Source organism: Mesorhizobium sp. M0898 (genome assembly GCF_040319695.1).
Taxonomy (GTDB): Bacteria; Pseudomonadota; Alphaproteobacteria; order Rhizobiales; family Rhizobiaceae; genus Mesorhizobium.
Genome location: NZ_JAMYOE010000020.1, coordinates 1 through 24,896, shown reverse-complemented (window position 1 = coordinate 24,896; position 24,896 = coordinate 1). Strand labels below are relative to the sequence as shown.

The following is a 24,896-nucleotide window of genomic DNA, read 5'->3' as shown; positions in this document are numbered from 1 at the left end:
GCCTGGCATGATTGTCCTGCTCGAAAACGGCTGCGGCGATCGCGGCAACGCGATCGATGCGGTCGTTTAGACAGAGGCCTCCGCCTGGCATCGAGCAACATGCACGGAGGTACGCAAAGCGCAAATTGCATCAAGTATTTAATGGGACGAGCCCCCCGCGCAAAGAGCTTGCGCTGCGTCCATCGTTCCGCCGAACTAGGGGGCGTGACGATCGACCACGATGGCCTATTTTTTGCAAAGTCGAATGTCCCGATTCCGAAGCCGAGGGAAAAACTCGACCACGCCGAAGAATAGTAACAACACGGGCAACGCAAGCCGCCTTGCCCACTACCAGAGAAGGTGCTTGCGGTGCTCTCACTGACACGAGATCGCAAATGGCACGTGGGTGAGCAACAGAACTGGCGACACGCATGGTGATCAGCTTGACTCGCTGAGGAAGCACAAGGTCTCAGCGGCAGAGGCGCAGGCGACGGTCGAGGCTGGCCGCGCGGGATCTGATCGAAGCGTAGTCGGACAAGGAAGCGGTGTAGTGCCCCACCTCGATGTTCCTAGAAGCGCGCCGGCAGCCTGGGCGGGGGGCTTGGGTTAGACTGCCGGCGCACGCCACTCATGAAGAGCGACCCCTTTTCGCGGTTCGGACACCCATAGTCAACCCGGCAGCGTCTGGATGCCCGCTGTGCTCTTTTCAGAGCGGCTCGCGATGCCGGCCATGTCGGCCGATCCTGCCTAGGATGGTGGGCCACTCTCGTCGGCCGAGTTGATGCTCCAGCCAGTATCGCCTTGCCGACCAGCATGAGTTTGCCGTGAGCAATCCGTCGTCCCGAGCGGATACTATCGTGCACGTGTCGCAGCACTCCGGGCGGCTATATCACCTAAGACAGCATGAAGAAGCGTTCCAAGTTCTTGTTCGGCGAGCCCGTGTGCAGTTCCTGAATCGGACAGTGGACGAGAATTCTCATGGCGGTACTGCGCCAGAAGGCATTCGCGTCCAACGGAATCAAGCCTCGACTATCAGTCCCAAACTACACATCACAAGAGCGATCTTCCACCCATTTGCAGATTATCCGACTGATCAGGCGGCGTTCGATATGTCCGACTCTGCCTCAAGCATTCCCACAGGTATGGACAGCGATCTCGCTATTTGTCGCAACGTGCTTAGGTTCAAGACTCGATTCATAGTTTCTCGAAGGCGATGACAAGGACGTCACGATATGCGAACGGCATTCTCGGATTTTCGGTCACGATCGATGATACATCATGAAACGTCTTGCGGTCGTTGCAGATCACAAAATCATTTGGAAGGTTCATTTCGACATCGCCGAGGAACCGCTTTGAGGCATCTGTAATCGTGCTCATACCGCCGGTGACGTTAACCCGCCCGATCATGTGAGAAACGATGAAATCCACCCCGTCCTGATGGAGTCCCTCGGGTGCTGGTTTGCCGTTTACACCGTCGCGTGCAACAATCCGGTAGGGATGAAGCTTAATATTCCAACGATCATGTCCTGCAGTTTCACAAAGAATTCTGCAGAAACCTGTCAGAATCTTGTTTAAGACAGATGATCGATAAAGGATTGTTCAAAGGGCTCAAAGTAGCGCTTGAAGCCGCCATTCAAGTGGTTGATGGCTTTCGATTGCTCGTAAGGGGCATGCGGCAGGAGCCGAAAAATTCCCTCCACTGCGTCATATTCAAACGCACCATAGCGCCGGTAGCGATAGGTCCCGCCGTCACGCATGTATTCATCGAGAAGCAGTCGATTCCAAGACCCCCTGCATCATCCGCTCCCGTTTTCGCGGCGGCACATGGGAATTCTCCGCTCTGTTGTTCAACCCCTTGTGCGACCGGTGCTCGACGTCCGGCATCACCTGTCGCTTTGCCGCTCCATACGAGCGCAGCTTGTCGGTGATCATGCGCTTCGGCGCGAGCCCCTGCTTCTTCAACAGCCGCGTCAGCAAGCGCTTGGCGGCTTTGGTGTTGTGGCGGTTTTGCACGATTTCGTCCAGCACATATCCATCCTGGTCGACGGCGCGCCACAACCAAAGCTTTTTGCCGGCGATGGTGACGACCACTTCGTTCAGGTACCAGACATCATTCCGGCACGGCGGCTTGCGGCGCAAGCAGCGAGCGTAGTCCGGCCCGAACTTGATGCCCCACCGGCGAATTGTCTCATACGAAACCACGATGCCGCGTTCCAGCAGCATTTCCTCAACCAGGCGCAGGCTCAGCGGAAACCGGAAATAAAGCCAGACCGCGTAGGCGATAATAGGCGGCGGAAATCGGGGGGCGTGTAGCTGACGGCGGGCGTATTCATGCCCCCCGGCGTCTATGTCGCAAATCTTGGCGATTGGTTTGTGTGACAAGCCCGCCGCAGGTCTCAACGCGTTCATATGCAGACAATGTGAAATCGCCCTATTCCGCCTTTTTTTACCGCCCCTTAAGTCCCTCGCTCGCATGCTTGTCGATGCCATTGAACTCATGGCCATCGGCCAAGGATTTGGAAAATATGTTTCCTCTCGCAGCAGAAACCGTGAGAGTCGCTGTAGGCCTAACGTTAAGGGGCTGGGAGAGAGCGGTTTGATTGGACGAAATGTGTACCGGAGTACCGAGTCATGAAGCCACGAGGTAATCTGGTCCGACTGAAGCAATTTCAGGTGAATGAGAAGCGGCGACAGTTGCAGCAGCTAGACATGATGATTGCCGATTTCGAACGCATGGCGCGAGAACTGGACTTCCAGATAAACGCCGAGGAAACGAAGGCCGGCATCTCCGATATCAATCATTTCGCTTATCCGACGTTCGCCAAGGCCGCCCGCCTACGTCGTGACAACCTCAAGAATTCGCAATCGGACCTTCTGCGGCAGAGAACCACAGCCGAGCCATGCCTCGCCGAGGCTGAAGCAGAGCTCTCCAAGGCGCAAATGCTAGAATCGCGCAGCGGCAGAGGCCACGACCTCGAACCCGGCAACCGAAGCGCCATGATCGGCTGAGCCGGACGGCTTCAGCGCGCCTCAATTCGCGACACCCGACTGGCCGTTGGCGCGTGTGTCGCCGCAGCGTGACAGCCGTCCCGCCCACTATCGCTGCATTAAGCCGCTGAAACTTTACAGTGCCGGGCGCGCTGCTACCTCAATTTCCTTACCGCTCAATCAATGTGACAGCACCGATTCTTCTCAACCGCGGCATGCCCTAAATCGTCACCTGCGTCCCGATCTCGACCACCCGTCCGGTCGGGATCTGGAAATATTCCGTTGCATCGGCCGCCGTGCGCGCCAGCCCGATGAACAGCTTGTCCTGCCAGACCGGCATGCCGGAATTGGGCGAGGCCTTGAGAGAGCGCCGCGACAGGAAGAAGGACGTCGTCATGATGTCGAACTTCCAGCCCTGTTTGCGGCAGATCGCCAGCGCACGCGGGATGTTGGGCTGCTCCATATAGCCGAAGGTCAGCGTCACCCGCATGAACAGCTCGTTGACCATTTCCATCTTGACGCGCTCGCTGTCGGGCACAACCGGCTGCGGTGCCGTCACCACCGATAGGATGACGTTCTGCTCGTGCAGCACCTTGTAGTGCTTCAGGCTGTGCATCAGCGCGGTCGGCGCGCTCAGCGGGTCGCTGGTCAGGAACACCGCGGTGCCCGACACCAGATGCGGTTTCTTCTTCAGTAGATTGCCGGCGAGGAAATCGAGCGGGATCTCGTTCCGGCGGGTCTTGTCGAACAAATAGCGGCTACCGCGGATCCATGTCCACATCGCCAGCACGATGGTGAAGGCTACCGCCAGCGAAGCCCAGCCACCTTCGAACACCTTGACGATATTGGACGCAAAGAAGCCGATATCGATGAAGGCAAACAGCGCGGTCAATGGGATCGCCACCCTCAGCTTCCACTTCCAGATGCGGGTCATGATCACATACAGCAGCACCGTCGTCACCAGCATGTTGCCGGTCACAGAGATGCCGTAGGCCGACGCCAGCTTGCTGGATTCGCCAAAGCCGACCACCAGCAGCATCACCACCAGCGCCAGCAGCATGTTGACGCGCGGCATGTAGATCTGGCCGGACTGTCTTTCCGACGTATGCAGGATTTCCAGGCGCGGCAGCATGTTGAGCTGCACCGCTTGCCTGGTCAGCGAGAAAGCGCCGGAGATCACCGCCTGGCTGGCGATGACGGTCGCAGCGGTGGCGAGAACGACCATCGGAATAAGCGTCCAGCCTTCGTTCATCTCGAAGAAGGGATGACCGACCACTCCGTTTTTCGCCAGCACGAATGCGCCCTGCCCGGCATAGTTCAGCAGCAGGCAAGGGAACACGATGGCCAGCCAGGCGAGCACGATGGGCTTACGGCCGAAGTGGCCGAGATCGGCATAAAGCGCCTCGGCGCCGGTGACGGCGAGGAAGATGGCGCCGATCGTCACGAAGGCGACGTCGGGTGAATTGATCAGGAATGCGACGATGTAATGCGGGCTGACTGCCAGCAGGATTTCCGGATCGGCGATGATGTGGTTGAGACCGGAAAGGCCGATGGCCAGGAACCAGACTGCCGTGATCGGGCCGAAGATCAGGGCGACGCCGCCGGTTCCAAACCGCTGTGCCGAAAACAGAATCGCCAGGATGACCAGCGTCAGCGGCACCACATAGGGCTGGAACGTCGGCGTGACGACGTTCATGCCTTCGACCGCCGACAGCACCGAGATCGCCGGCGTGATGACGGCGTCACCAAAAAACAGCGAGGCACCGACGATGCCGATGCCGAGGATCACCGCCGAGCGGGTCGGGAAACTGTTGCGCGCCAGCGCCATCATCGACAGCACACCGCCCTCGCCGCGATTGTCGGCCCTGAGCACGAACATGATGTATTTGATGGTGACGATGATCGTCAGCGACCAGATGATCAGCGACAACACGCCGAGGATGTCGCCACGGTTGGCGACTTCGCCCCCCGACGATGCCACCAATGCCTCGCGGAAAGCATAGATCGGGCTGGTGCCAATATCGCCGTAAACCACGCCGAGTGCGCCCAGCATCAGCACCTTGGTGCTGTGCTGCTCGACCTCAGAATGGCTCGATTGTTCGACGGGTTCTGCCTCGTTACCAGCATTGGTAAGGGCCATGGACGACACTCCGATAAGCGCGCGGTGCTCTACGCTTGCTGCACTGCAATATCAAGTGCCTCACGTAATGGCTCCGTATGCGGACCGCATTTGTTGCCCCACCGGCGGATTGTCTCATACGAAACCACGATCCCGCTCCAGCGCCATTTCCTCGACCAGGCACAGGCTCAAGGGGAACCTGAAGGAGAGCCAGACCGCATGGGCGATGATCTGCGGCAGGAAACGATGGCGCTGCTTGTAGCTGACGGTCGCGATGTTCAGGCCATCGTCTATGCCGAAAGTTAAGTTGATAACGCCTTAGCATATCTTTCTCCTGTGTGTGTCTGCCAGACGAGCGGGCGGGCACGGAAGTGGTCGCGCTCTGGCTGCCAGACATACTCGTCGAACCTGATGAAAACCTGACTTGTACACCCAGCCCAAACCGGTGCGAGGGGTCGGTCTAATACCAAAGGCTCTGAGGGCTGACTCTCTAGGGTTCCCGCCTCGATTGATCCCAAGCAGTTCGAAATGCTCGCCGCATGAGCGCCGCGTGACGATCAACCTGCCCGACCTCAGCTGGAGTTTGCGACGGAACCGGGAAATATGCCGGACCAAGCTGACTGGTGACACACGAACGCCTTATTGTCTTCCGGTCTGGCGGCAACAGTATCGGCAGGACGCCAAAGCTGACCGGCTGCTGCAGCGAAGCGCAGGTGAAGCGCGTCTGGGCTCGACATCAGAAGGAAAGCGGGAAGCAGGAAATGTTGTCGCAAAAGTTGAGTTCTGCGACGGTGCAAAAGTCAGTTGCAAATCGTCGCGACAGAGGCTCGGCAGCTCCCCGAAGTAGCCATTTCAGATTGCTTGCAGGTGCGGATAAAGTCCTTTATGCATGGGCACATGATCAAGTCCGCGCTCATCGCTGCAATCTATTATGCGACGCTTCCATAAGGAGCGGCGCGTTTCGATCATGCCTTGAAACAAGCCGCCGTCAGGCGGCTTTGTTCATGAGAGGACCCCCTGGCGGCAATACCAGGAGGATTCCCTATATGGCACTTCCCGATTTATCAACCGGTCATTCCGAACCATGTTCGGCGGCTTTGAAGACGCTCATTGAGCGCGGCTATGTAAATCAAGGGACCGACCTGCCGGGTGTCGATGCCGCCTTTGAAGCAGGCATCGTACCCGCTTACGCTGGTTTCGATGCGACGGCTGACAGTCTTCATGTCGGCCATCTTCTTCTGATCATGGCGCTTCGTCATCTTCAGCAGACTGGCCATAAACCCATCGTTCTCATTGGGGGTGGGACTACCCGCATCGGCGATCCCAGCTTCCGTTCGGAGGCGCGGCCGATGCTGACGGACGAGCGGATCGCCGCCAACATTGAAGGGATCAGAAAGGTCTTTGACCGTCTCCTTGTCTTCGGAGACGGCCCGACGGATGCCGTGATGGTGAACAATGCCGACTGGCTGGACAGCATTCGTTGGATCGACATGCTGAGAGACGTCGGCAGGCATTTCTCCGTCAATCGGATGCTCTCTTTCGACAGTGTGAAGTCGCGGCTGGAAAAGCAGGAGAACCTGAGCTTCTTAGAATTCAACTACATGATCCTCCAAGCGTTCGACTTCCTTGAGCTATCCCGCCGGACCGGTTGCCGTCTGCAGATGGGTGGAGCCGACCAGTGGGGGAACATCATCAATGGCATCGACTTGATACGGCGGACGGATGGAAAGGAAGTCTTCGGAGTGACTACGCCGCTTCTGACGACTCCTTCAGGTGTCAAGATGGGTAAGACGGCTGCCGGAGCTGTGTGGCTCAACGAAGATCGCCTTTCGCCATACGATTACTGGCAATTCTGGCGTAACACGGAAGACGCTGATGTCGTTCGGTTCCTGAAGCTTTTCACCGATCTGCCGATGGACGAGATCGAGCGATTTGGACAGGCTGAAGGAACCGAGCTAAACGCCGTCAAAGAACGTCTGGCCAACGAAGCTACGGCCCTGGCACATGGAACTAACGCCGCCAAACAGGCGGAGGCCACGGCTAGCCAAGCATTTGGGCAGGGCGAAGCCGCAGAGGGGCTACCGACGCTTCATTTAAATGACGCCGAGGGCTTGGCCGGAGTAGCCCTTGTGGATTTGCTGGTACGCGCCGGATTGACCTCCTCCAAAGGGGAAGCGCGAAGGGCGATCTCGGGACGAGGTGTGCGGATCAACGGCAACGTCGTCGAGGTGGATACAATGATATCGTCCCAAGACCTCCCGATCCGGCTTTCGCTCGGCCGGAAGCGCCACACTGTTGTAAAGTAGGGTTTCAGCAAATGCTGTCGCAGAAATTCTGCCCGCTTAGCGGATATTGCAGACATTCGCGTCGAGTTCCCTGAGGACTGTCGAGAGACATTCCTCAGGGGGTAGTTAGAGCCGGGCAAAGGCAGCAAACTGGCCGGGTGGGTGATTGGCTACTATATTGCGTGATGCATTAACATGTAGGAGGTCGAGCAGCATTGTCACGCATCCATGCGGCAATGGGCGGGCCGTTTCCTTTGATGTGATCGGCATTGACGGCGACCGCACACAAGGTGTCAACCTATTTTGGTGACGCCTCATGCATCAGAGCACTCAACAGTAAAAGGTGCGGGGAAATTCGCGCTTACTAATTAACTGCCAAGCGACACACGTTTCGCGCGCGGATCTGCAGATCATCTTGCGGCGCGCGGCATTGATGCTCAGAAACGTCGCCGGCGTGCCGCTGGAACCGGCCACCGAGGACGCTCTCAACGCCATTGCTGCCGAAATGGAAATCGGCCGGGCGGACCTCATTCAGATCGTGCTGCGGGAATGGCTGGAAACGAACGCCTATCTGCCCGTGCGCGAAATCGATGAGGAGAATGAAACCGACGGGAGCGCGTAAATGCAAACTTCCGCGATCACGCTATGCACGGCGAAGCTGCGACTCATCTATCGCTAAGGCGCGGCGGACCTGATGGCCTGTCGTATTCGTCGATGGCCATGGTTCGAGCGATAGGAACGCGGAACGCCTCCGTGGCGCCCCGAATGTCGTCATCATATACGGCTTGTACGCGTCCCCAACTGCCGCAGCTTTCATCGGCTGCGCACTTCGCCATCCGGACTTGAGACAGTGCCGGCTCTGCTTCGGTGCAACGTCCGCGATGGCGGCTCGATTCCTGGGCCAAGACTCCATTTTCGGGCGGCAATTCCAGCACCGACCTTGACCGAGTCATGCCGCATATCTGTTGGATGTCGCATCGTCGTAGCCCCGCTAAGCCGACCAGGCCTCCCGACCGCCGGATCGACAATGATGATCGCCTCTGGAGAATTGTTCTTGTTGTCGAGCGCGATGGTCTCCACCGTCTTGCCGTGCTCTATTTCCGCTCAGTCATGAGCAACGCCAGCCAGCCTGTCGACACTTTCGACGAGGTCCCGTGCCTTATCTGCATCGTGTGAAGGCTTTGTGGGTTCGCTCGGGCCGCGCCATCCCCAGCCTATCTTCCTTCACGCCCAACAGCGAAGCATCCAATGCTAATTCGTGAAGCGTCGAGAAAACAAAATTTGACTGGCAATCAAGTTTCTGTGGCGCGACCTTTCGTGGATGCGACAGCCAAACAGCCTGACTTCCCCACTGGGAATGCTTGCTGCCTCGACCTCTCTCCGGCCGGCCGAACGCCCTTTGCGGTGCCGGCCAACACGTTCCGTGCCGGTGCCGGAGCCGAGGAGAGCCCGAGGCCTTCACCATCATCAATCCGCTATATGGGCCATGCGCTCAACAACGCGCTGCAGGACACAGGACGTGCCGTCCCACAGGGATTATTGAATCCCGTTAGGATTTAAACGCCATATCCAATCGCAGCCATCCGCTGAACGCAGCTATCGCCGTCGACGCGAACATCGAACAGAACCGACCCTGCGGTTTTTTCCGCAGCGTCAGCCACACGATCGCAGAACGGTCGATTGAGGTAACAGGCACAGCAATAATCGTGTTGGGGAACAACGGAGAACTTAGATGCGCGTCGGTAAACGGGGACACCGCCCTTTTGGTGGCGGAATTGGCTGCGTGGAATGCGTCTCCGCTGAGTGAGTGCGCATTTCGCAAAAACGGGACAGTCGTTCCGCTAAATCGCGGACATATACTCGCCACTGAATTCGCAATCTGCCGGTTCGACTGGCAGGAAGAATGTGACTCGCGAAATCGTCCAAGAATAATTCCGAGACTCCTCATTTGGTCGCCATGAGATCGCGCTCCAGTTCCGCAATGCGCACGCACTTGCCGAGCCTCGTCCTGACGCAACGCCTTGATCCATCCTCGCCCGCCCATAAGTCTTCCTGCCAACACCCAACCGAAAAGCCATGCGGATTCCTAATTTCCGGCAAGCCGAAACGCTTGTGGAAAAGAAGCGCGGCGCTCGGGAGGACGAATGAAGCGATATTACAAGGTTGTTCGTCCTATTGGCCATCTTGGGCTGTGATGTTATGGGCAATCTGTTCGAGGAGCGCTCCAACGGCTTGGGCATGCCGCGGACAAGCGAAGTAGCGCCCGCCAAGAGCGCAGTTGCGATGTAGGCATCGGGAGGGCGATTGGTGCGTGGATAGTCAGCCCTGGCCTATTGTCGATTGTGCCAGCCGGCGCGCATTTTGCAGCCATGGTGGCGCAGCATGTTGAATTGGCGTTGTTTGAGCAGTCACTAGGCAATATCGAAGGCCTGCATCGGCCGTTCTGTGATCGTGTGGCTGACGCTGCGGAGAAAACCGCAGGATCGGTTCTTTTCGATGTTCGTGTCGACGGCGATATTTGCGTTCAGCGGATGGCCGCGATTGGATATGGCGTCACCGGCACAGCAATAATCGTGATGGACAAGTACGGACAACTTAGATGCGCATCGGTAAACGGGGACACCGCCCTTTTGGTGGCAGAATTGGCTGCCTGGGATGCGTCTCCGCTGCGTGAGCAAGCGAGGGTTGACCACCGCGGAACGGCCATCATCCTGCTAGCCAAACTTCGGAGCTCTGGTCACTTCGCCCGGTTCTAGCCGGCTGAGCGCCGCTTCCTACCTTGCGGGCTAAGCAGATGGCGCGGCGGCGATGAGGCACCAGCGCGCGAATCCCCGCCAGCAGCAGCCGCTCCGCAGTGAGACCCAGCTTCGTTCCCGTCATCAAACTGCTCACGTTGAACGCCGGCGCGACTGGCTCCGGGCGGAGATCGATCCGAACTACCTTGGGGTCGTCTTCGGCCTTGCGACCGGGCTGCTGCTCGCAGAAGCAGCGTCAGTCTTCGGTGCGCGAGTAGTCGGGCTTCAAGACGGTCAAGCGCTATCGGCGTCTGCCACCGAAGACGTCCGGCGTCGTGCGTGTACGGCGGAGGCTGAAATCTCAGGGATGGAAGGACCCAGCAGCCAATGCAGGCGGTGTCCCATCAGATTCCATAGGACATGAATTGTCATCGACGTGCTTTCATGATTGCTGGGGTCGATGTCACGTCGTCGCTTGCTACCCGAAAAGAATTTCCCGGGCTACGCATACCTGCCTGGCAAACATCCGCATCCGGTTCGCGACCCGCTGGGTCACAGTTACCAAAGCGACCCGGTGACCGTTGTTGCCGTCGAGGAATCACTCAGCTCAAACGGGTTCCGATGGGGTATCGACCTGTTCAATCACGGTTATTACTGGGAAGCCCATGAGGCTTGGGAGCCTCTTTGGCACGCTGCGAAACAAGGCACTCAGCATCGCCTTTTGTTCAAGGGATTGATCCTGTTGGCGGCGGCCGGGGTGAAAATCCGCGAGGGAAAGCGGGTCGCTGCCGCGCGCCATGCGGCGAGAGCTGCAGCGCTTTTTCGTCGGGTGGCGCCTCTGCCGAGCCGGCCCTTTGAGGCCGCACTCGGAATGACACCTGCCAAGCTCGCGGTACACGCCGAAACGGCCACAACTTTCCCAGCTGTTTTGCGAGAGCCGATGCCTGGCCAGCCTGAGCCCGTTTTCGATTTCATTCTCGCCCCTAAATCCGAGGGCGTCTGATAGGCAAGTGCACTGCCGGCCCGTCATGGACAGTTCGACAAGGGCAGCTTCAATCCTGGTGCGGTTGACCTACGGCACAGCCCGGCGCTGGCGGAGCACCCATGGCAGGCGCCGCTTCCATCGTTCACCTCTCGGCAAAGCAACATCTTTCTGCCGCCGCTTTTTCTGGCGGGTCCGTCTGTCTTCAGTCGGTGGGTTCGATGCCTTCGGAACCGGCGCTTTCTCAACCGTCGGCTGCTTAGGAAGCGATCCGTCGGGCATGATCACCTCCTTGCCGTCGGGTACCGCTTCACCAACGGCGGCCATGGGCCGAGAACGGATATCTTCACAAGGAAAAATCGGCACTTCAGCGATCGCACCTTCAGTCTTCGCTTCCGCGATATCGTTCGCGATGGCGGCCAGGTCGATGCCGCCCCAGATTGACTGTGGCCGCTTCATGAGCCCACGCTTCTGTTTGATCTCGACGACAAAAGGTCGCTGCTGCTTCATAGTGCTCTCGGCGGATTTGGGAGCGTGCGAAATGTCGTCTAGGCCGATCGCACGCTTTCGTCCACCCGCCCACGCATTTTCCAACGGTTTTCGAAGACCGTGAAATCGTCCATGCCACGACTGAAGCGGCTCACCGCCGGAGCCTAGGTGTTTAGGCCCAGGCTCCCGATCTGTTGTCTTGCCGTCAGCATGACCGCCATAACGACCATATCGCCCACGCAGTCGCCTTTAGTAGGCCCATCGCGAAGCCGCAAAATGTTCAAGATGCAATGAAGATGGCCGCCACTTTTCCATGCTCGCATGTTCCCGAGTAAATCGGACCCGTCCAACGCATTTTTGCAATCGGCCACCTGCGACTGATTATGCTGCTGATGGTCCGCATGCCGGATGTCTGGGTGGCCGGGCACAGATTGCACTCGCAAGCGCTCGGCAATCCCAAAGCTGCACTTGCTGCACATGCATCGGCTTTCCTCCACCGATCAACCCTTAGTGTGGGTTGCGAAGTCGCAAGAGGTGGCGCTGACCAGGCTTGTTCCGCAGCCCTCGTTGTCGTTGATCCAGACGCTGGGTGGTGCATGAGGAATCGCAGCAGCGATCACCCACAGAACGGGTCAGCTTTGCTGCGCTCGATTTTGTCGATGATCAGATCGGCCCCCTTCTTCGCGAGAGTGGGCGCTCTAATCAGCCTAGAACGGCCTGATCCTGGTCAATCTCACGCGCGCCAACTGCCTCGCCGGATTGTAGAGCCTCTTGCGGGTGTTTTCTACAACAACCACCAGGGCATCAAATCAAGCAGGAAGTCGTCGATCGCGTGGGCGGTTGTTCATGACTCACCTTTGAACTGATCCAGCAAAACGCGCGCCTGATCGATCGCATCCGCGCTGGCCGCAGTGATTAACGCTTCGATCCTCTGACGATGGCGATCGTACGAGGTGCCGGCCCCCGACTCCTCATTGCAAGGTTCACCACGTGGTGCGTGAGTTTCGTCTACCTTTGCGACTGCCGCTTGATCGCCGCCAGTCCACTGGCTGCTCGATGCGCTTACCACGGCGTGTCGCTCCGGGCGCCCGGCATGATCGCCGACCAAAACGTGTTGCGAACTTTACAAGGAATACGCATATGGCAACTGGAACCGTGAAGTGGTTCAACAGCACCAAGGGGTTTGGATTTATCCAGCCCGACAATGGTGGTCAGGACGTTTTCGTCCACATTTCCGCTGTCGAACGCGCGGGCCTCTCGACCCTCGCTGACGGCCAGAAGATCAACTATGAGATCGAGCAGGACCGCCGCACTGGCAAGTCCTCCGCTGGCAGCCTCAGCAAAGCTGGCTGATTTTTCTCCTGCCCCCGGCAAGAGCCGGAAGTACGCGGCAAGTCCGGATGTACTGACGGCCGCTGGACAAGAGCGGGCGAGAATAGGGTTCGGCGCAGCACATTGCTGGCGGAGGCGCTTCTTGTGAAACAAGGATGTTTGCAGTTGAAGGCGGGCTGTCCCCGCCTTCTCGTATTCTGCGCAGATGCCGACGGTAGCTGCGCGCTCCAGCACGACCTCGATTGCCGAAATTCTAAGCTGCGACCTTCTTGCGGGTCCGCTTCGCCGGTGCCGGCGCCGGCGTTTCCGGCTCTTTCGGTTTGCGGCCGAGTCCCATCGTCTTGGCCAATGCCGAGCGCGCGGCAGCGTAATTCGGCGCGACCATGGGATAATCTGCCGACAGGCCCCATTTGGCGCGATATTCATCTGGCGTCAGGCCATGGTGGGTCGACAGATGGCGCTTTAGCGATTTGAACTTCTTGCCGTCTTCAAGGGAGATGATGTAGTCCGGTGTCACCGACTTCCTGATTGGGACAGCAGGCGTAAGCGCAACCGGCTTTTGTGCGGTGACGCCTGCAGCCGTGCCTTTCAGCGCCGCGTGCACTTGGCCGATCAGGGCAGGGAGATCCCCCACCGGGACCGGATTGTTGGAGACATAGGCTGAGACGACATCGGCCGTGAGCTCGATGAGGGTGTCAATGTTTTTTGCGGCTTCTTCTGTCATGAAATTCTCCGGGCAGCCTGAAACACAGTCGGCGAAGTGTTGCTTAATAGTGGCGGTTGTCGCTGAAAGCAAATACAGCCCGGCAGGACTATCGCGATGCTCGTCGGCACCGAGGACCATAGCGCTGCATCCGCCGTCGTGCGCGTGTTGATCTGCGCGCTGTCGGCCGGGCAAAACGAAGCGCCAAAGATGTTTTGCGCCCCCCATGAAGCTCCAAGGTCGTCCTTCCGCAGCTCACGAAGCCCTCACGGATGCGGTAGCTAGGCTTCGGTTCTTGACTTTCGATTTGACCTGCGCCCCGGCCAGCGCGCCCTCGGCAGGCGCTGCGAACTCGAATACGGTGGTTGAACCGATGCTGAGCATTGCGGTAATTCAAGCACAAGCTTTGCCTGTTAATCCTGTGGTCACAAACGACCTTGATGGCCACCAATCCGCGCGAAACCCGATGTGCAGCCGCACGGTCTTGAGCTTTTTGCAATTCTCGCTAACCTGGGTCGAACCGCTCAGAAGATGCGCATATCGCCTCGAGCGGGCGCTTGCGGGTCATGATCGCGGTGTTGTGTTAGCTACGATGTTTCCCATGCGCTTGGTTAGGCTGTCGAAAGAAACAATCGCTCTTCGATCACTTACTTCCGGAGCCCGATATCATGATGAAATATCCAGACGTTAAACCAGGCCTTAAAGAAGAAGTGCCCTGGTCTGACAGCCTGACCAGCTACGACCGCCAGCACTTCACGACCTACCTGAGGCTCCTGGATGCAGGTGCCGACGAGGCAAGCTATGAGGAGATGGCGCAGGTCATCCTCGGCATCGATCCGGTGCAAGAGCCGGAGCGGGCCCGGAAAACCGTGCGAAGCCATCTCGATCGGGCGAACTGGATGGTGACGACCGGTTACAAGGAATTGTTCGCCGGATGAGGGCGAACAGGCGGCGACACGCTCCGCCTGTTCAGATGTGGTTACGGCGTCCGCGAAAAGAGCGGTCTCACGGTCGGGGCTGCGGGAATTAGGTTCAAATTGAAAGACCTCAGTTCTTTGCTCCATCATGACGATCGACCAGATGGCCGGCGACCGGTGCGAGCACCAGACCCGCCACGCTGGACGACAGCAACACGAGGCCAACCAAACCCGAACCGCCAACATGAAAAGCCAACCATGCAGGCAGGACAATTCCGACGCCAACGATAACGAAAGAAGCCGATGAAAAAGCTATAAACAGCGGGTCTTTCGAATCGTCAAGCGAGACACTTTCCCGGCTCGCTTTCCGATGAAGATAGCGGTGAAGGAGAAGTCTTTCCGCAATGGGAAGCACAAGGCGCAGTGGTCGATGACGTTGCGTGAATATGCCAAGCCGCTGCACAAGAGGCCGATCGCCGAGATCGCGCGCGACGACGTGGTCGAGACGCTGAAGCCGATCTGGGAGAAGATACCAGAGACTGCTGACCGCCTCCGCATGTGCATTGCAGCAGTAATGGATCACGCGAAGGCGGCGGCTTTTATGTCGGCGACAACCCTGCCGACTGGCGGAGAGGGCTGAAGGATATGCTTCCGGCTCGACAGAAGCTCACGCGCGGCCATCACGCAGCAGTCGGCTACAAGGAACTGCCTGCCATCATCAAGCGCCTACGAGCCGCCGCTGGCGTGTCAGCTAGGGCTGTGGAGTTCGCCGCATTGACCGCAGCGCGTTCCAGTGAGGTTCGCGGCGCAGTGTGGCCGGAGATCGACCTTGATGCGGCCTTGTGGACGGTACCCGCCGCAAAGATGAAGGCTGCGCGCGACCATGAGGTTCCGCTTTCCGAGCGCGCCGTGACAATCCTCCGCGCTACACAGCAGCAGTCGACCAGCGATCTGGTGTTCGAAGGTGGACGCGACGGAAGGCCAATCAGCGACACAGCGATGACGAAGGCGCTTAGGGCCGCTGGTGCGGGCGATGCGACCTTGCATGGTCTGCGCTCATCGTTCCGTGATTGGGCTGGCGATAGACCGATTACCCGCGCGATGTAGCCGCGGCGGCCTTGGCTCATGTGCTCAAGGACAAGACCGAAGCCGCATACAGACGTGGCACCGCGTCGCAAAAAAGACGCGGCTTGATGGTAGACTGGCACAGTATTGTAAAATAAAGCCCGTTGACCATATTGGCATTACAGGCGAAACGCATATTGTTCTTCACCTTGGCTTACCTCGCCTAAGTTAACGGCGACCCGAATCCCTCTCTAAAGATTCAGATTTGAACGTGCCCCTTCGCACGTTGGATTTTCCGCACGCTCTTTTTGCGCCGGGTTGCAATGGGGATTCCGATGACAGCAAACGACAACCGACCGCGCCTGATCGCACCAAAAGACGCGGCGTCAGCCACGTCTCTTTCTCGTACACTATTGATTTTGATGGCCGAAGCCGGGGGGTTCCCGAAGCCCGTTTCGCTATCCGAACGACGTAGTGCATATATGCGTGCCGAGGTCGAAGAGTGGATTGATAAGCGTATCGCCGCGAGCGCGGCAGCATGAGCCACAATGCCGAAACTGTTGCGAAATGTTTATGCTTTGGAAGGCTACCGAGAAGGCGTTCCTGCAGCATCTTCTGATCCGCTTGATAGAGGATGTTCCGGACTTCAATAGGGAAAAGTTCGCAACCGGCTTGCACCTACTGCAAGAGGAGTGGCCCATCGACCGAACAGACAAAGATCGAGAAGCGCAGGGCTTAATCAGCATCCGCTTCCTTGGCGAATTAATTGAAATGACAGCAATGCGCATCGCTCGAGAGTGAGCACACTGACGGGCCGCGCGTTTCTTCAAAAAACACCGCCGGACCAACGGCGGCACTCCAAGACTGGACCGCTCCCCTTGAAAATCCTTGATGCCCGACCGGAGCCGCCAGGCTGCGGCAACGCAAGGGAGTGTGAGTATGGAACGGCGAGAATACGAAGCCGCCACGGATAAGGGGCGCCCTGGTCAACGTCTGGTGAGACTGCCGGGCGATAAACAGCACACCAAGCGTGGTGACAGCGCAAAGGTCATCGCGCGCCGCATTGCGCTAGACAAAGCGGAGAAGCGCCTGCAGAGGCTGACGAATGGCTGAGTATCGGGCTACGCCATCCAATGGAGCCAACCCGCGACTATCGCGGGTCTCTTCGTTGAACAGTTTGCGCGCGGATCTTTCGACAAGTCATTGCTCCACAATCCTGACGTGGCGGCTCTGTGGTCGCATGACAGCAGCCGGCCACTTGGGTGTGTTGGCCGCCGCGACAGCAAATATCGCAGCGGCCGGTCCACCCGCCGAGCAAGTCATATTCTTCCACCATGTAGCTCTTGATCTTCAGCCAACTGCCGTGCCGCCAACCGGCTTCCATGGATGCAGGTCAATTCACGATTTGCTGAAACGCGCTGTTTCCGCCCGGGTGGAGCTAGCCTGTCAGTTTAGTGAAGTCGTGGCGCCGCGCGCGAACATGTGCCAGCAAATTCGTTTCGTTTACGACCCCTGATTGAAAGAGATTCAGCGTGGTCGAGGCCAGAATCTGACCGTCTATCGAAGTGCTGTACCATTTAGCGTCGGCGGTTATCTGGTCGACAACCCGCTGGCAAATCGCCCGATCTTTAGGTCTAAGGAACTGACTTTTCGGCGCTCGTAGCATCTCGATGCCTTTAAAGGGGAGTCACTTGTCTCCCAAGCGACACCCATGCGTGGGTCTCCCGAGAATGGATACTAAACGCATCCAGGCCATTCGTTTGAGTGGTACGATGCGGGGCGTTGGCATCGGTGACGTGGTTGCGATCACGGCCGCGGTACGGAGGCGGTCACCGACGACCGTATCAGTGATACAACGCACTTCCTTAGCGGGCGGCCCAGCAGCTTGGGTTAGGGGGCGGCCGCTGGGCCTGACCAGCGAGCGTTCGGGAATGCTCGACTGGCTGGTTGGTATTTTAGATAAATCTAATATAATCGAACCATGCGAACGAAGTACGCGGCGGTAAGAAAGTGGCTGGCGTCCGATTCACTTACCGCGCGCTTTTGCCTTGGGTTCTGGCGAGCTTTCGGACGGGTTTGCAGCCAATTTTGCAGATCGCCGATCTGTTACCCACAGGGACTTTTTCCTCGTCAACAAATCGTCACGATCGCCCTCAGCGGTCGCTCGGCTATGCATCGCAGCTATGGCGTAGTCGGCTCTGTTGGTTCGATAGTCTTCTTTTTGGACAGTCATCGTTTGCTCCCAGTTTCATAGCCCCTCTTTTGCCCTGGCGGGGAGATTAACTGCCGGTGCATTACGCGAGTCAATCGATGAAACGACCACTCCGCAGTGGCCAAGGCGGGAAGCAAGCCGACAATTTTAACGTTGGAACGGCTTACAGAGTGCCGGCAACACAGCCGCCCTTTCGTCGGGCTGCATTGATCGCGTCCATGTTGCCCTTCAGCTCGCCGATCTTGGCTTCACGTGCCTTGATGTCTGTGTTGTCCATCATACTGCCAACCGGCAAGCCAAGCCAAAACACGCCGTCCACGTCATGGCGGGCGGTTCTGTCTTGTACGGCCATTATCGGCGCCAGGTCGGAACTCGTTCGGTAAAGTTCGGCTTCCAACTGGCTGCAGGACTTGCCCGCGCATACGCTGGACGAAACCAGCGTGGGCTTGATGTCGGCTGGGCGAGTAGCGCAGCCCGACAAAACGCTGATGGCTACAAACGCACATAACTTGATTCATGCTTCCCCCAAAATGCCCGCGGCGAGCAGGCGCTGAGGGCAGGACGAAGTAGTCTATGTGCCTTGACGACATGCGGAATATATTCCTATTCTGCGGGATGCCGCACCCTCGCCGACACGAAGCCGTTTCCGAATATCACCTCGCCAAAATTGAACGACAGGCGTGGCGCCTTGTCTCTGTCGGTCGGGGCGACGCTTTTGGACCTCAAAGTGTGCGCTGCCGACCTCGGCCTGCGGGTTGGTGAACCCGTTGAAATCATCGTTGATCTGATCGCCGCACAAAGCCTTCAGATCATCGGCAGCATCGCGGTGTCATCCGGGGTGGCGCACAACGAGAGCAACACGGTCAACCCGGCAGTGGCGGGCGGGCTGGGCTACATGAGCGTTGGGCTGACCGTCACGCCGACCCAGAACGATGTCACGTTTGGCACGAGCCTGCTGGTTCGGCTCAACATCGCTGCCGGCGTCGGTGCGAATGGCCTGTTCGTGCTCGGCTGGGCTGTCCAGAAGGCCAAGTCACGCCTGACCTACATCGGCGGGGCTCTCCAATCTGCGGCCATGGTGGCGGAGGATGCGAACCCGAAGCTTAACATCAACCCGTTCTTCCGCATTGCGGCCAGCGGCGTCACCAACGACTATGCTGGCAACCCCCTGATCGGAGCATCGGCTGGCGGGTTTCCTCCTGTTCTGGTCAACGCGCCGGCAGGCTCGCCCTTCGGCACCAAGGCCATCAAGCTGCCGGCCGGCCACGCTGCACGACATCAAGACGCCCGTAGCCGAAGCAGGGTTGACGGTGGGAGAAACTGTCTGGTGTATCTTCGCCTTCATGGCGGGGAGTGCCCAGTCCATCCAGTTCATCCACTACATTTCGGTGTCGTCCGGGGTGACCCAGACCGCTCAGATAACCAAAACGGTCAATGGCCTGACGTATATTTCGCTGCCCATCGTGGTCACCCAGAACGACGTTACCTACGGCCTTAATCACCAGCTCCGCATCCTTCCGACAGGGGCCTTGGCCGCGGATGCCTACCTTCCCGGCTGGGCCATCCAGAAGGCACCGGGCCGGCTGATCGATAACCATGGCCGGTTTGACAAACTGGCCAAGGACGTTGCCTCCGTGCCGGCCTCGCAGTTCGCCGGCAAGATCGGTGCGCACTTCGGCGATAGCATCATCGAAAGTGTCATCTGGCCGGGCATCACGCCGACCGCCAAGATTGCCCAGCGCACCGGCATGACGATCACCAACTGCGGCGGCGGCGGCACCCGCATGGCCAACCATGCTGCGAACTATGACAAGTTCTCGTTTTACCGGCTGGCCGATGCCATTGCCTCCGGTGATTTTTCCCAACAGATAGCCGCAGCAACGGTCATCGGAGGCACCTTTCCAGCGATTGCAGCGCGCATGGCATCGGTGGATTACAGCCTGCTGGATTACCTGATCCCCTCGTTCGGCACCAACGACTTCACCGGCGCCGGCCCGACGTGCCCCATCGGCACCAATGCGGACATAACCGGGGCGACCTTCAAGGGAGCCATTAACTACGGCATCCAGACGATCATGACCGCCCGGCCGAACCTGAAGCTCATCTTCACGACGCCGATATGGCGGACGCTGGACGGCACTGCGGGAGGAGCCGGAAGCCAGCTGATCGACTACGCCAACGCCATGCTTGAGGTCTGCGCCCTAAACAGGGTGCCAGTGGTCGATCTGTACCGCCGCTTCATCATCAACCAGTTCAACTACGTTCATTGGATGGGTCCTGGAGACGGAACTCACCCCAACAATCTTGGACAGGACCTGATCGGCGGCATGATGGCGGCGGGGCTGTTCGACAACTTCTAAGTTGCGCCTAGACAATCTCGGCGCGGACGAAATGCCATGACGCCGTGTTAATGATCGTGTCCGGGGTGTAGGGATTGGTGAGTTTCACTAGCGTCCCATCAACTTCCGCGACCGTCCAGACGCCAGTTTCGTCGCTCCAGTCGCCCGGAACCGCTACAATCATGGTGATGCGGTAATCTCTTCCGATTTCGAACATTCGGCCCTCCCCAGTTTTTGGTTCGGGGCAGAATGCGCGCGTGCTTGGGTCGGCGCAAGCGTTATCGACCTCGCAGGCGCGGATGGCGTCGACCAGCGCGACAACCGCGCCACGGGCCAGGTGGATGCCATCCTCGACGTGATCTCGAGCAACCTTTTCACGGCGATGGCAAATCTACCCTAGTGGAAGTCAATCTTTTTCGACGGCTGCGCGGTGTGGCTTTTGAGACTGATGAGCGCAGGCGTGTCGATCTTCGATGCTATCCGCCGGGCCAGTTCCCGCAATTCGAAAAAGCCGTCAATACTCATCAGGCTCAACGGTGTGCCTGACGAAGTATCCCACCGCAAAGGTACTTTGTCTTGCCTGTACGAAGATCCGTTCATCTCGCAAATGGCGTCGTAAATCGCCTGTGCGATCGACATTTCGGCACGGATACGCTCTGCGTCTTTTTGGCTGTTCATAAGAATTTTTCCCCAAACCACGGTCCCCCTTAGCCGCTTTCATTAGGTGTCGCTAGATCACGCGGATGTGACACGTCGGATAAAATCGATTGATATGGCCGAGGGAGCGCACGCGGTTTTCTTTGGTCTTCGCCGTGTTGAGCGCCGTGCAAGACTCGTGCCGCGTCCATCTTGATCGCAGCGTTGAATGGGCACTATTCGCAATGTATATTGCGCGCATGAGCACTGCAGCTGACAACAATTTTTTGCTGCCGCCCCCGGCTCCAGCGTATCTGCCGGCGCGCGTCATCGGCGACCCGAAGAAGGCGGCGTAGTGGTCAGCCCGCTTCCGGATCCCGAGGTCGCGGACGAAGCGCCAAGCGAGCCCTACCTCACCCCATACGACAATAAACGCGTCGCCATGTATATGTGGCTGCTGGACGCCGCCTATGACGACGAGGATTGGCGCGTGGTTGCCAGGACTGTGCTGCATATCGATCCCGAGAAGGAACCGAAGCGGGCGCACCGAGCCTGGGAAACTCATCTCGCCCGCGCCCGGTGGATTCTCAAGGAAGGGTACAAGTTCCTGTTCCCGAGCCCCACGACTCACTGACGAGTCTGTCCGTTAGGGCCGAAATTGGGGCCGCAAGAAGATACCGACAAAAGGTTTAAAGGGCATCTGGCGGAGGGAGTGACCGTCCGGCTGTTTTTTCGCGCCGACGTCATGCCTTTTCTTCGCACCGGTTAAAGGTTTTGGTTCCCTGGACCAGGAAACATCGATGGGGCTCGCGGTCACCCAGGTGAAGCCACCGCATCCACCATGCGCATCAAGCGCACTGGTCAGTCGACGCGACAATACACGAGACCCGCCGCGCAGTGCCTCCAGTTCTTTGAGACTGGCACTGATGAAGGCAAGTGCCTCGCCGCGGTTGGGAACCGGTCCCTTCTTCATAGCACGAACCCTGCTGCCACGAATTGACCCCAACTTAATTAAACGCGCTCTCATGGGTGAAAGTGACTGTCAGCATTGGAGGCGCGGAAATTTCTCCCAATGCAGATGCTCAGGACGTCCTTCGCACTCGGACGGTGCCTTTTTGAAGCGAAACAACATGGACGAAATCGTGTTTCATTCGTCTATGACGCCGCCATGTTGCGGGTCGTGACGCCCTAACCTACCGCTGGCCCAGCCCTGACGCTGGCAGAGTATCGCGAGAATGGGGCCTGCCTTCCAACCGATTGCGGATGCACCAACAACCCGGCCACGTTCGACGTTTCACAGCCTGGGGCCTATTTTTCAGGTAACCGGCAATTCGTTGGAGTCCGTTCTCCAAAGTGACGCAAAAAGGCCCGCCCCATTGTCTGGAGCAGGCCCTTTGACTTGCGCGGTACTCAGAACCTTGCCGCTTCGCGAAAGATAATAGCGAATGGTAAACATCGACTGAACGTCCGTGCCGCTTCGGTGGCCTTGGGTTAGGTGCGGCCTGTCCTTGTTGCTTGGCGAGATCGGGGCGGCTGATGCCGGCTCAGTGCGACGCGGGTTTCGTGCAAACCCCAACAATGCTGCCCCCGCATCGATCACCGCAAGCAGATTGGCCAGCTAAATGTCATCCACTGCAGGGCAAATTCGTTGCTCGCCGGCCGACAAATGCTGGGAGGCACTGCATGCGCGCGCTCGGGGACCTGCGGTGAAAGATTGGCGCCCGGCCGCGATTGATCAAAGTTGGGCCTACGGACCGAGTGTCACCGCTTGCGATCGTAACATTGCTGCGATCCGAATTTACTCTTTGGCTCGCGCCCAAGCTGGACGCTCAAGAATGCCGCGTCTTCGCCGATATCCTGACGCTTCAGCCCGGCGACCGGTGGCGCAGAGAAATCTCACGAACGCGAGCCGGATCGCGAGCCAGACCGAAGATGAGCTTTCCACCTCTGCATGATACCGGAGTCTGGGCCCGTTGGCGCAGGATGGAAGTCGATCCTGATGTACGATGATACACTTCCCGTGCGTCGAGATGGGCGGACTCGAAATGAGGCCGCAGTTCGTCAACGACACCGTTGTCGCTCGGGATTGCCTGCTCGAACAGCAGATGTCCGCAATCGGCCGTCAGGCTTCGAGCTCCTTCGGCTGACTTTTGAGGGCGGCGATGAGTAGCCCCAAAAGAGCCTTCCGCCACCGGAGCAGAAGCGAGAAGTTGTAGCCGGCGGGGGCCAGGACGGCGTCGCCCTGCTGGCGGGCGAGGTAGTTGCGGCCAGCTTCTTTCGCTTCGCGCCACCAACCTTCGACCAAACCGGTGCCGTGACACCCGTTCCGAGAACAGGCGAGCCGCGCGCCGGTCCATATGCCGCGAAGGACAGACGAGCCAACATCCCGAAACTTGCTTACGTCGAACTCGCGGGAGACCGGCACCAGGGGGCCTGACACCAAGTCCTCGAATGCCCTCGATGTGTGTTCAAGATCCTAGGAAGTTCTCTCCTTACCACTGGAAGACAGCTCGTCCAGCCGCATCTGAACAGGAGGCCGGTGCTCAATCAGTGCCGCGCAGGATGTGCCCGATTGACAGGCATCAGGGAAGCCCAGGTCCTTAGTCCACAACGCTGTGACGAGCGCGACAACCGCGGCGGGGTTAGCCAGCTCACAGTTCAAGTCGATGGCTCAACTGTTGCATGGGGAGAGCTCTTACTTCTCGCTCCAAGTGCGGACGCGGCGCACGAGCTCGGAAGTTGAGATCCCGTAGCGATCGTGAAGCGTCGGCAGCGCGCCAGCGTCGAGGAACTCGTCCGGCAGGGCGATCTGCCGAAAGACTGGGGCCACTCCCTCCCGCATCAGCAGCGCGGCGACACCTTCGCCCAGCCCACCGATGATGGTGTGGTTCTCGGTCACTATCACTAGCCGTCCCGGACGGCGCGCAGCGGCAAGTATCGCCTCCGTATCCAGAGGCTTGATCGTCGGAACGTGCAGAACGGCGCAGCCGATCCTGTCGGCTTCAAGCGCCTTCGCCGCCTCCAGCGCACGCATGGTCATCAGGCCGCTTGAAATGAACAGCACGTCCGCGCCCTCGCGCAACAGGCGTGCCTTGCCGATTTCAAATGTATAGTCGTCTTCGTCGAGCAGGACAGGGACCTTGCCGCGCAAAAGCCGCATGTAGACCGGCCCGTTGTAGTCCGCGATCGCCTCCGTGGCCTGTTCGATGTCGAGCGCGTCGCAAGGGTCGATGATCGTCAGGTTCGGCATCCCGCGGAAGATCGCGATGTCCTCCGTCGCCTGGTGGCTGGGGCCGTAGCCGGTCGTCAGCCCCGGTAAGGCGCAGACGATCTTCACATTGAGTTTCTCCTCGGCGATCGCCATGCAGATGAAATCGTAGGCCCGCCTTGATGCGAAGACGGCATAGGTCGTCGCGAAGGGCGTGAAGCCCTCCCGCGCCAGGCCGGCGGCGGCGCTCATCAGCACCTGCTCCGCCATGCCCATTTGATACAAGCGATCCGGATGCTCCTGTGCGAAGACATGGAGGTCCGTGTATTTCGCGAGGTCTGCCGTCATTCCGACGATCCCGGGCCGCTGGTGCGCCAGTCTGGCCAGTGTCTGTCCAAACGGCGCATTGCGTGTCGGTACGCTATCGGGCGCGATCGACGCGATCATCGCCGATGTGGTCTTGCGCTCACCGGCATTGGCGGCGTGGCGCGGCGCGAATTTTGACAGCCTCACTGCGGACGTCCCTTTTCCAGAGCTTCGAGCGCCAGCGCCCATTCATGCGGTTCGACGCGGATGAAATGCGTGATGTCGCGGGTTTCCAGGAACGGCACGCCCTTGGCCATGCGGGTATCGCAAACGATCACACGCGGACGAGGCTCCTTCAGCCCGCGCGCCAGGTCGAAGGCCACGCGGACCGCTTCGATGTCGTTGCCGTCGACGCGCTGCGCGTGCCAGCCGAACGCCTCGAACTTGTCTGTCACCGGCTCGGAGGAAAGCATGGCCGTCGATGGACCGTCGGCCTGCTGGTTGTTGAAGTCGACGATGGCAATGAGATTGTCGAGCTTGTGGTGGGCGGCCGACATCGCGGCTTCCCAGGTCGAGCCCTCACCGAGCTCGCCGTCGGACA

At 58.8% G+C, this 24,896-nt stretch carries 24 protein-coding genes and 4 pseudogenes; 16 read left to right on the top strand and 12 right to left on the bottom strand.

Going from position 1 to position 24,896, the window contains the following annotated elements:
* Positions 1-1,173: 1,173 nt before the first annotated feature.
* Positions 1,174-1,736, bottom strand: a pseudogene (locus tag NKH90_RS20235) (2OG-Fe dioxygenase family protein).
* A 34-nt stretch (positions 1,737-1,770) separates the two neighbouring features.
* Positions 1,771-2,337 (bottom strand): annotated as a pseudogene (locus NKH90_RS20230) (IS6 family transposase); the annotation flags it as partial.
* 273 nt (positions 2,338-2,610) lie between these two features.
* Between NKH90_RS20230 and NKH90_RS20225 the strand changes: the two are divergent.
* The gene (locus NKH90_RS20225) at positions 2,611-2,988 is read left to right on the top strand and encodes a flagellar export protein FliJ (protein WP_352451800.1); all 378 of its coding nucleotides are present in this window, start codon (positions 2,611-2,613) and stop codon (positions 2,986-2,988) included.
* Between the two features lie 199 nt (positions 2,989-3,187).
* Here NKH90_RS20225 and NKH90_RS20220 read toward each other — a convergent pair whose 3' ends face one another.
* Positions 3,188-5,107 carry a potassium transporter Kup gene (locus tag NKH90_RS20220; RefSeq protein ID WP_352820561.1) on the bottom strand — a complete coding sequence of 640 codons (1,920 nt, stop codon included), beginning with the start codon at positions 5,105-5,107 and terminating at the stop codon, positions 3,188-3,190.
* A gap of 83 nt (positions 5,108-5,190) precedes the next feature.
* Positions 5,191-5,333 (bottom strand): annotated as a pseudogene (locus tag NKH90_RS20215) (IS6 family transposase); the annotation flags it as partial.
* A gap of 799 nt (positions 5,334-6,132) precedes the next feature.
* Between NKH90_RS20215 and tyrS the strand changes: the two are divergent.
* The 4 genes from tyrS to NKH90_RS20195 all read left to right on the top strand — a co-directional run bounded on the left by tyrS (position 6,133) and on the right by NKH90_RS20195 (position 11,109).
* A complete protein-coding gene (tyrS, locus tag NKH90_RS20210) occupies positions 6,133-7,392 on the top strand; it encodes a tyrosine--tRNA ligase (RefSeq protein ID WP_352820560.1) in 1,260 nt (419 codons plus the stop codon).
* A 322-nt stretch (positions 7,393-7,714) separates the two neighbouring features.
* Positions 7,715-7,993, top strand: coding sequence for a hypothetical protein (locus NKH90_RS20205; protein ID WP_352451797.1), 279 nt, complete (start codon positions 7,715-7,717; stop codon positions 7,991-7,993).
* A gap of 1,747 nt (positions 7,994-9,740) precedes the next feature.
* On the top strand, positions 9,741-10,127 hold the full coding sequence (locus NKH90_RS20200; protein ID WP_352451796.1) for a hypothetical protein: 387 nt from the start codon (positions 9,741-9,743) through the stop codon (positions 10,125-10,127).
* 439 nt (positions 10,128-10,566) lie between these two features.
* Positions 10,567-11,109: a DUF309 domain-containing protein gene (locus tag NKH90_RS20195; RefSeq protein WP_352820559.1), complete on the top strand. Its 543-nt coding sequence runs from the start codon at positions 10,567-10,569 to the stop codon at positions 11,107-11,109.
* A gap of 69 nt (positions 11,110-11,178) precedes the next feature.
* On the opposite strand, the gene NKH90_RS20190 is transcribed toward NKH90_RS20195, so the two are convergent.
* Entirely contained in the window at positions 11,179-11,598 is a 420-nt protein-coding gene (locus tag NKH90_RS20190) for a hypothetical protein (RefSeq protein WP_352517673.1), read from the bottom strand.
* Between the two features lie 1,119 nt (positions 11,599-12,717).
* Between NKH90_RS20190 and NKH90_RS20185 the strand changes: the two genes are divergently transcribed.
* A complete protein-coding gene (locus NKH90_RS20185) occupies positions 12,718-12,930 on the top strand; it encodes a cold-shock protein (protein ID WP_023749661.1) in 213 nt (70 codons plus the stop codon).
* A 232-nt stretch (positions 12,931-13,162) separates the two neighbouring features.
* Here the strand turns inward: NKH90_RS20185 and NKH90_RS20180 are convergent, their stop codons facing one another.
* Positions 13,163-13,633 carry a Ros/MucR family transcriptional regulator gene (locus NKH90_RS20180; protein ID WP_352625479.1) on the bottom strand — a complete coding sequence of 157 codons (471 nt, stop codon included), beginning with the start codon at positions 13,631-13,633 and terminating at the stop codon, positions 13,163-13,165.
* Positions 13,634-14,283: 650 nt separating this feature from the next.
* Here NKH90_RS20180 and NKH90_RS20175 point away from each other — a divergent pair.
* The 9 genes from NKH90_RS20175 to NKH90_RS20135 all read left to right on the top strand — a co-directional run bounded on the left by NKH90_RS20175 (position 14,284) and on the right by NKH90_RS20135 (position 20,166).
* Positions 14,284-14,550 carry a DNA -binding domain-containing protein gene (locus tag NKH90_RS20175; RefSeq protein WP_031195313.1) on the top strand — a complete coding sequence of 89 codons (267 nt, stop codon included), beginning with the start codon at positions 14,284-14,286 and terminating at the stop codon, positions 14,548-14,550.
* A 349-nt stretch (positions 14,551-14,899) separates the two neighbouring features.
* Entirely contained in the window at positions 14,900-15,169 is a 270-nt protein-coding gene (locus tag NKH90_RS20170) for a phage integrase central domain-containing protein (RefSeq protein ID WP_352820556.1), read from the top strand.
* Positions 15,170-15,174: 5 nt separating this feature from the next.
* Entirely contained in the window at positions 15,175-15,636 is a 462-nt protein-coding gene (locus tag NKH90_RS20165) for a tyrosine-type recombinase/integrase (protein WP_352595194.1), read from the top strand.
* Positions 15,637-15,929: 293 nt separating this feature from the next.
* Positions 15,930-16,136: a helix-turn-helix transcriptional regulator gene (locus NKH90_RS20160; RefSeq protein WP_352517670.1), complete on the top strand. Its 207-nt coding sequence runs from the start codon at positions 15,930-15,932 to the stop codon at positions 16,134-16,136.
* Between the two features lie 31 nt (positions 16,137-16,167).
* Positions 16,168-16,395 carry a hypothetical protein gene (locus NKH90_RS20155; protein WP_352694561.1) on the top strand — a complete coding sequence of 76 codons (228 nt, stop codon included), beginning with the start codon at positions 16,168-16,170 and terminating at the stop codon, positions 16,393-16,395.
* 327 nt (positions 16,396-16,722) lie between these two features.
* Complete coding sequence (locus NKH90_RS20150; RefSeq protein ID WP_352496746.1) at positions 16,723-16,941, top strand: HK97 family phage prohead protease; 219 nt, start codon at positions 16,723-16,725, stop codon at positions 16,939-16,941.
* On the top strand, positions 16,835-17,110 hold the full coding sequence (locus NKH90_RS20145) for a hypothetical protein (protein WP_156948355.1): 276 nt from the start codon (positions 16,835-16,837) through the stop codon (positions 17,108-17,110). The genes NKH90_RS20150 and NKH90_RS20145 overlap by 107 nt, the downstream gene beginning before the upstream one ends.
* Positions 17,111-18,494: 1,384 nt before the next feature.
* Positions 18,495-19,304 (top strand): hypothetical protein, encoded by an 810-nt coding sequence (locus tag NKH90_RS20140; RefSeq protein WP_352820554.1) that lies wholly within the window; start codon positions 18,495-18,497, stop codon positions 19,302-19,304.
* Entirely contained in the window at positions 19,207-20,166 is a 960-nt protein-coding gene (locus NKH90_RS20135) for an SGNH/GDSL hydrolase family protein (RefSeq protein ID WP_352820552.1), read from the top strand. Before NKH90_RS20140 ends, NKH90_RS20135 begins: the two co-directional genes overlap by 98 nt.
* Before the next feature lie 7 nt (positions 20,167-20,173).
* Here the strand turns inward: NKH90_RS20135 and NKH90_RS20130 are convergent, their stop codons facing one another.
* Positions 20,174-20,362: a hypothetical protein gene (locus tag NKH90_RS20130; RefSeq protein ID WP_023722438.1), complete on the bottom strand. Its 189-nt coding sequence runs from the start codon at positions 20,360-20,362 to the stop codon at positions 20,174-20,176.
* 179 nt (positions 20,363-20,541) lie between these two features.
* Positions 20,542-20,823, bottom strand: coding sequence for a hypothetical protein (locus NKH90_RS20125; RefSeq protein ID WP_023722439.1), 282 nt, complete (start codon positions 20,821-20,823; stop codon positions 20,542-20,544).
* Between the two features lie 313 nt (positions 20,824-21,136).
* Between NKH90_RS20125 and NKH90_RS20120 the strand changes: the two genes are divergently transcribed.
* Entirely contained in the window at positions 21,137-21,415 is a 279-nt protein-coding gene (locus NKH90_RS20120; RefSeq protein ID WP_023722441.1) for a hypothetical protein, read from the top strand.
* 12 nt (positions 21,416-21,427) lie between these two features.
* Here NKH90_RS20120 and NKH90_RS20115 read toward each other — a convergent pair whose 3' ends face one another.
* The 4 genes and pseudogenes from NKH90_RS20115 to NKH90_RS20100 all read right to left on the bottom strand — a co-directional run.
* On the bottom strand, positions 21,428-21,754 hold the full coding sequence (locus NKH90_RS20115; RefSeq protein ID WP_352820550.1) for a hypothetical protein: 327 nt from the start codon (positions 21,752-21,754) through the stop codon (positions 21,428-21,430).
* A 1,149-nt stretch (positions 21,755-22,903) separates the two neighbouring features.
* A pseudogene (locus NKH90_RS20110) lies at positions 22,904-23,050 on the bottom strand (IS5/IS1182 family transposase); the annotation flags it as partial.
* Positions 23,051-23,476: 426 nt separating this feature from the next.
* On the bottom strand, positions 23,477-24,502 hold the full coding sequence (locus NKH90_RS20105) for a transketolase family protein (protein ID WP_502898863.1): 1,026 nt from the start codon (positions 24,500-24,502) through the stop codon (positions 23,477-23,479).
* On the bottom strand, positions 24,499-24,896 hold a 398-nt coding region (locus NKH90_RS20100; RefSeq protein WP_502898862.1), incomplete at its 5' end, for a thiamine pyrophosphate-binding protein. The genes NKH90_RS20100 and NKH90_RS20105, both read right to left, overlap by 4 nt.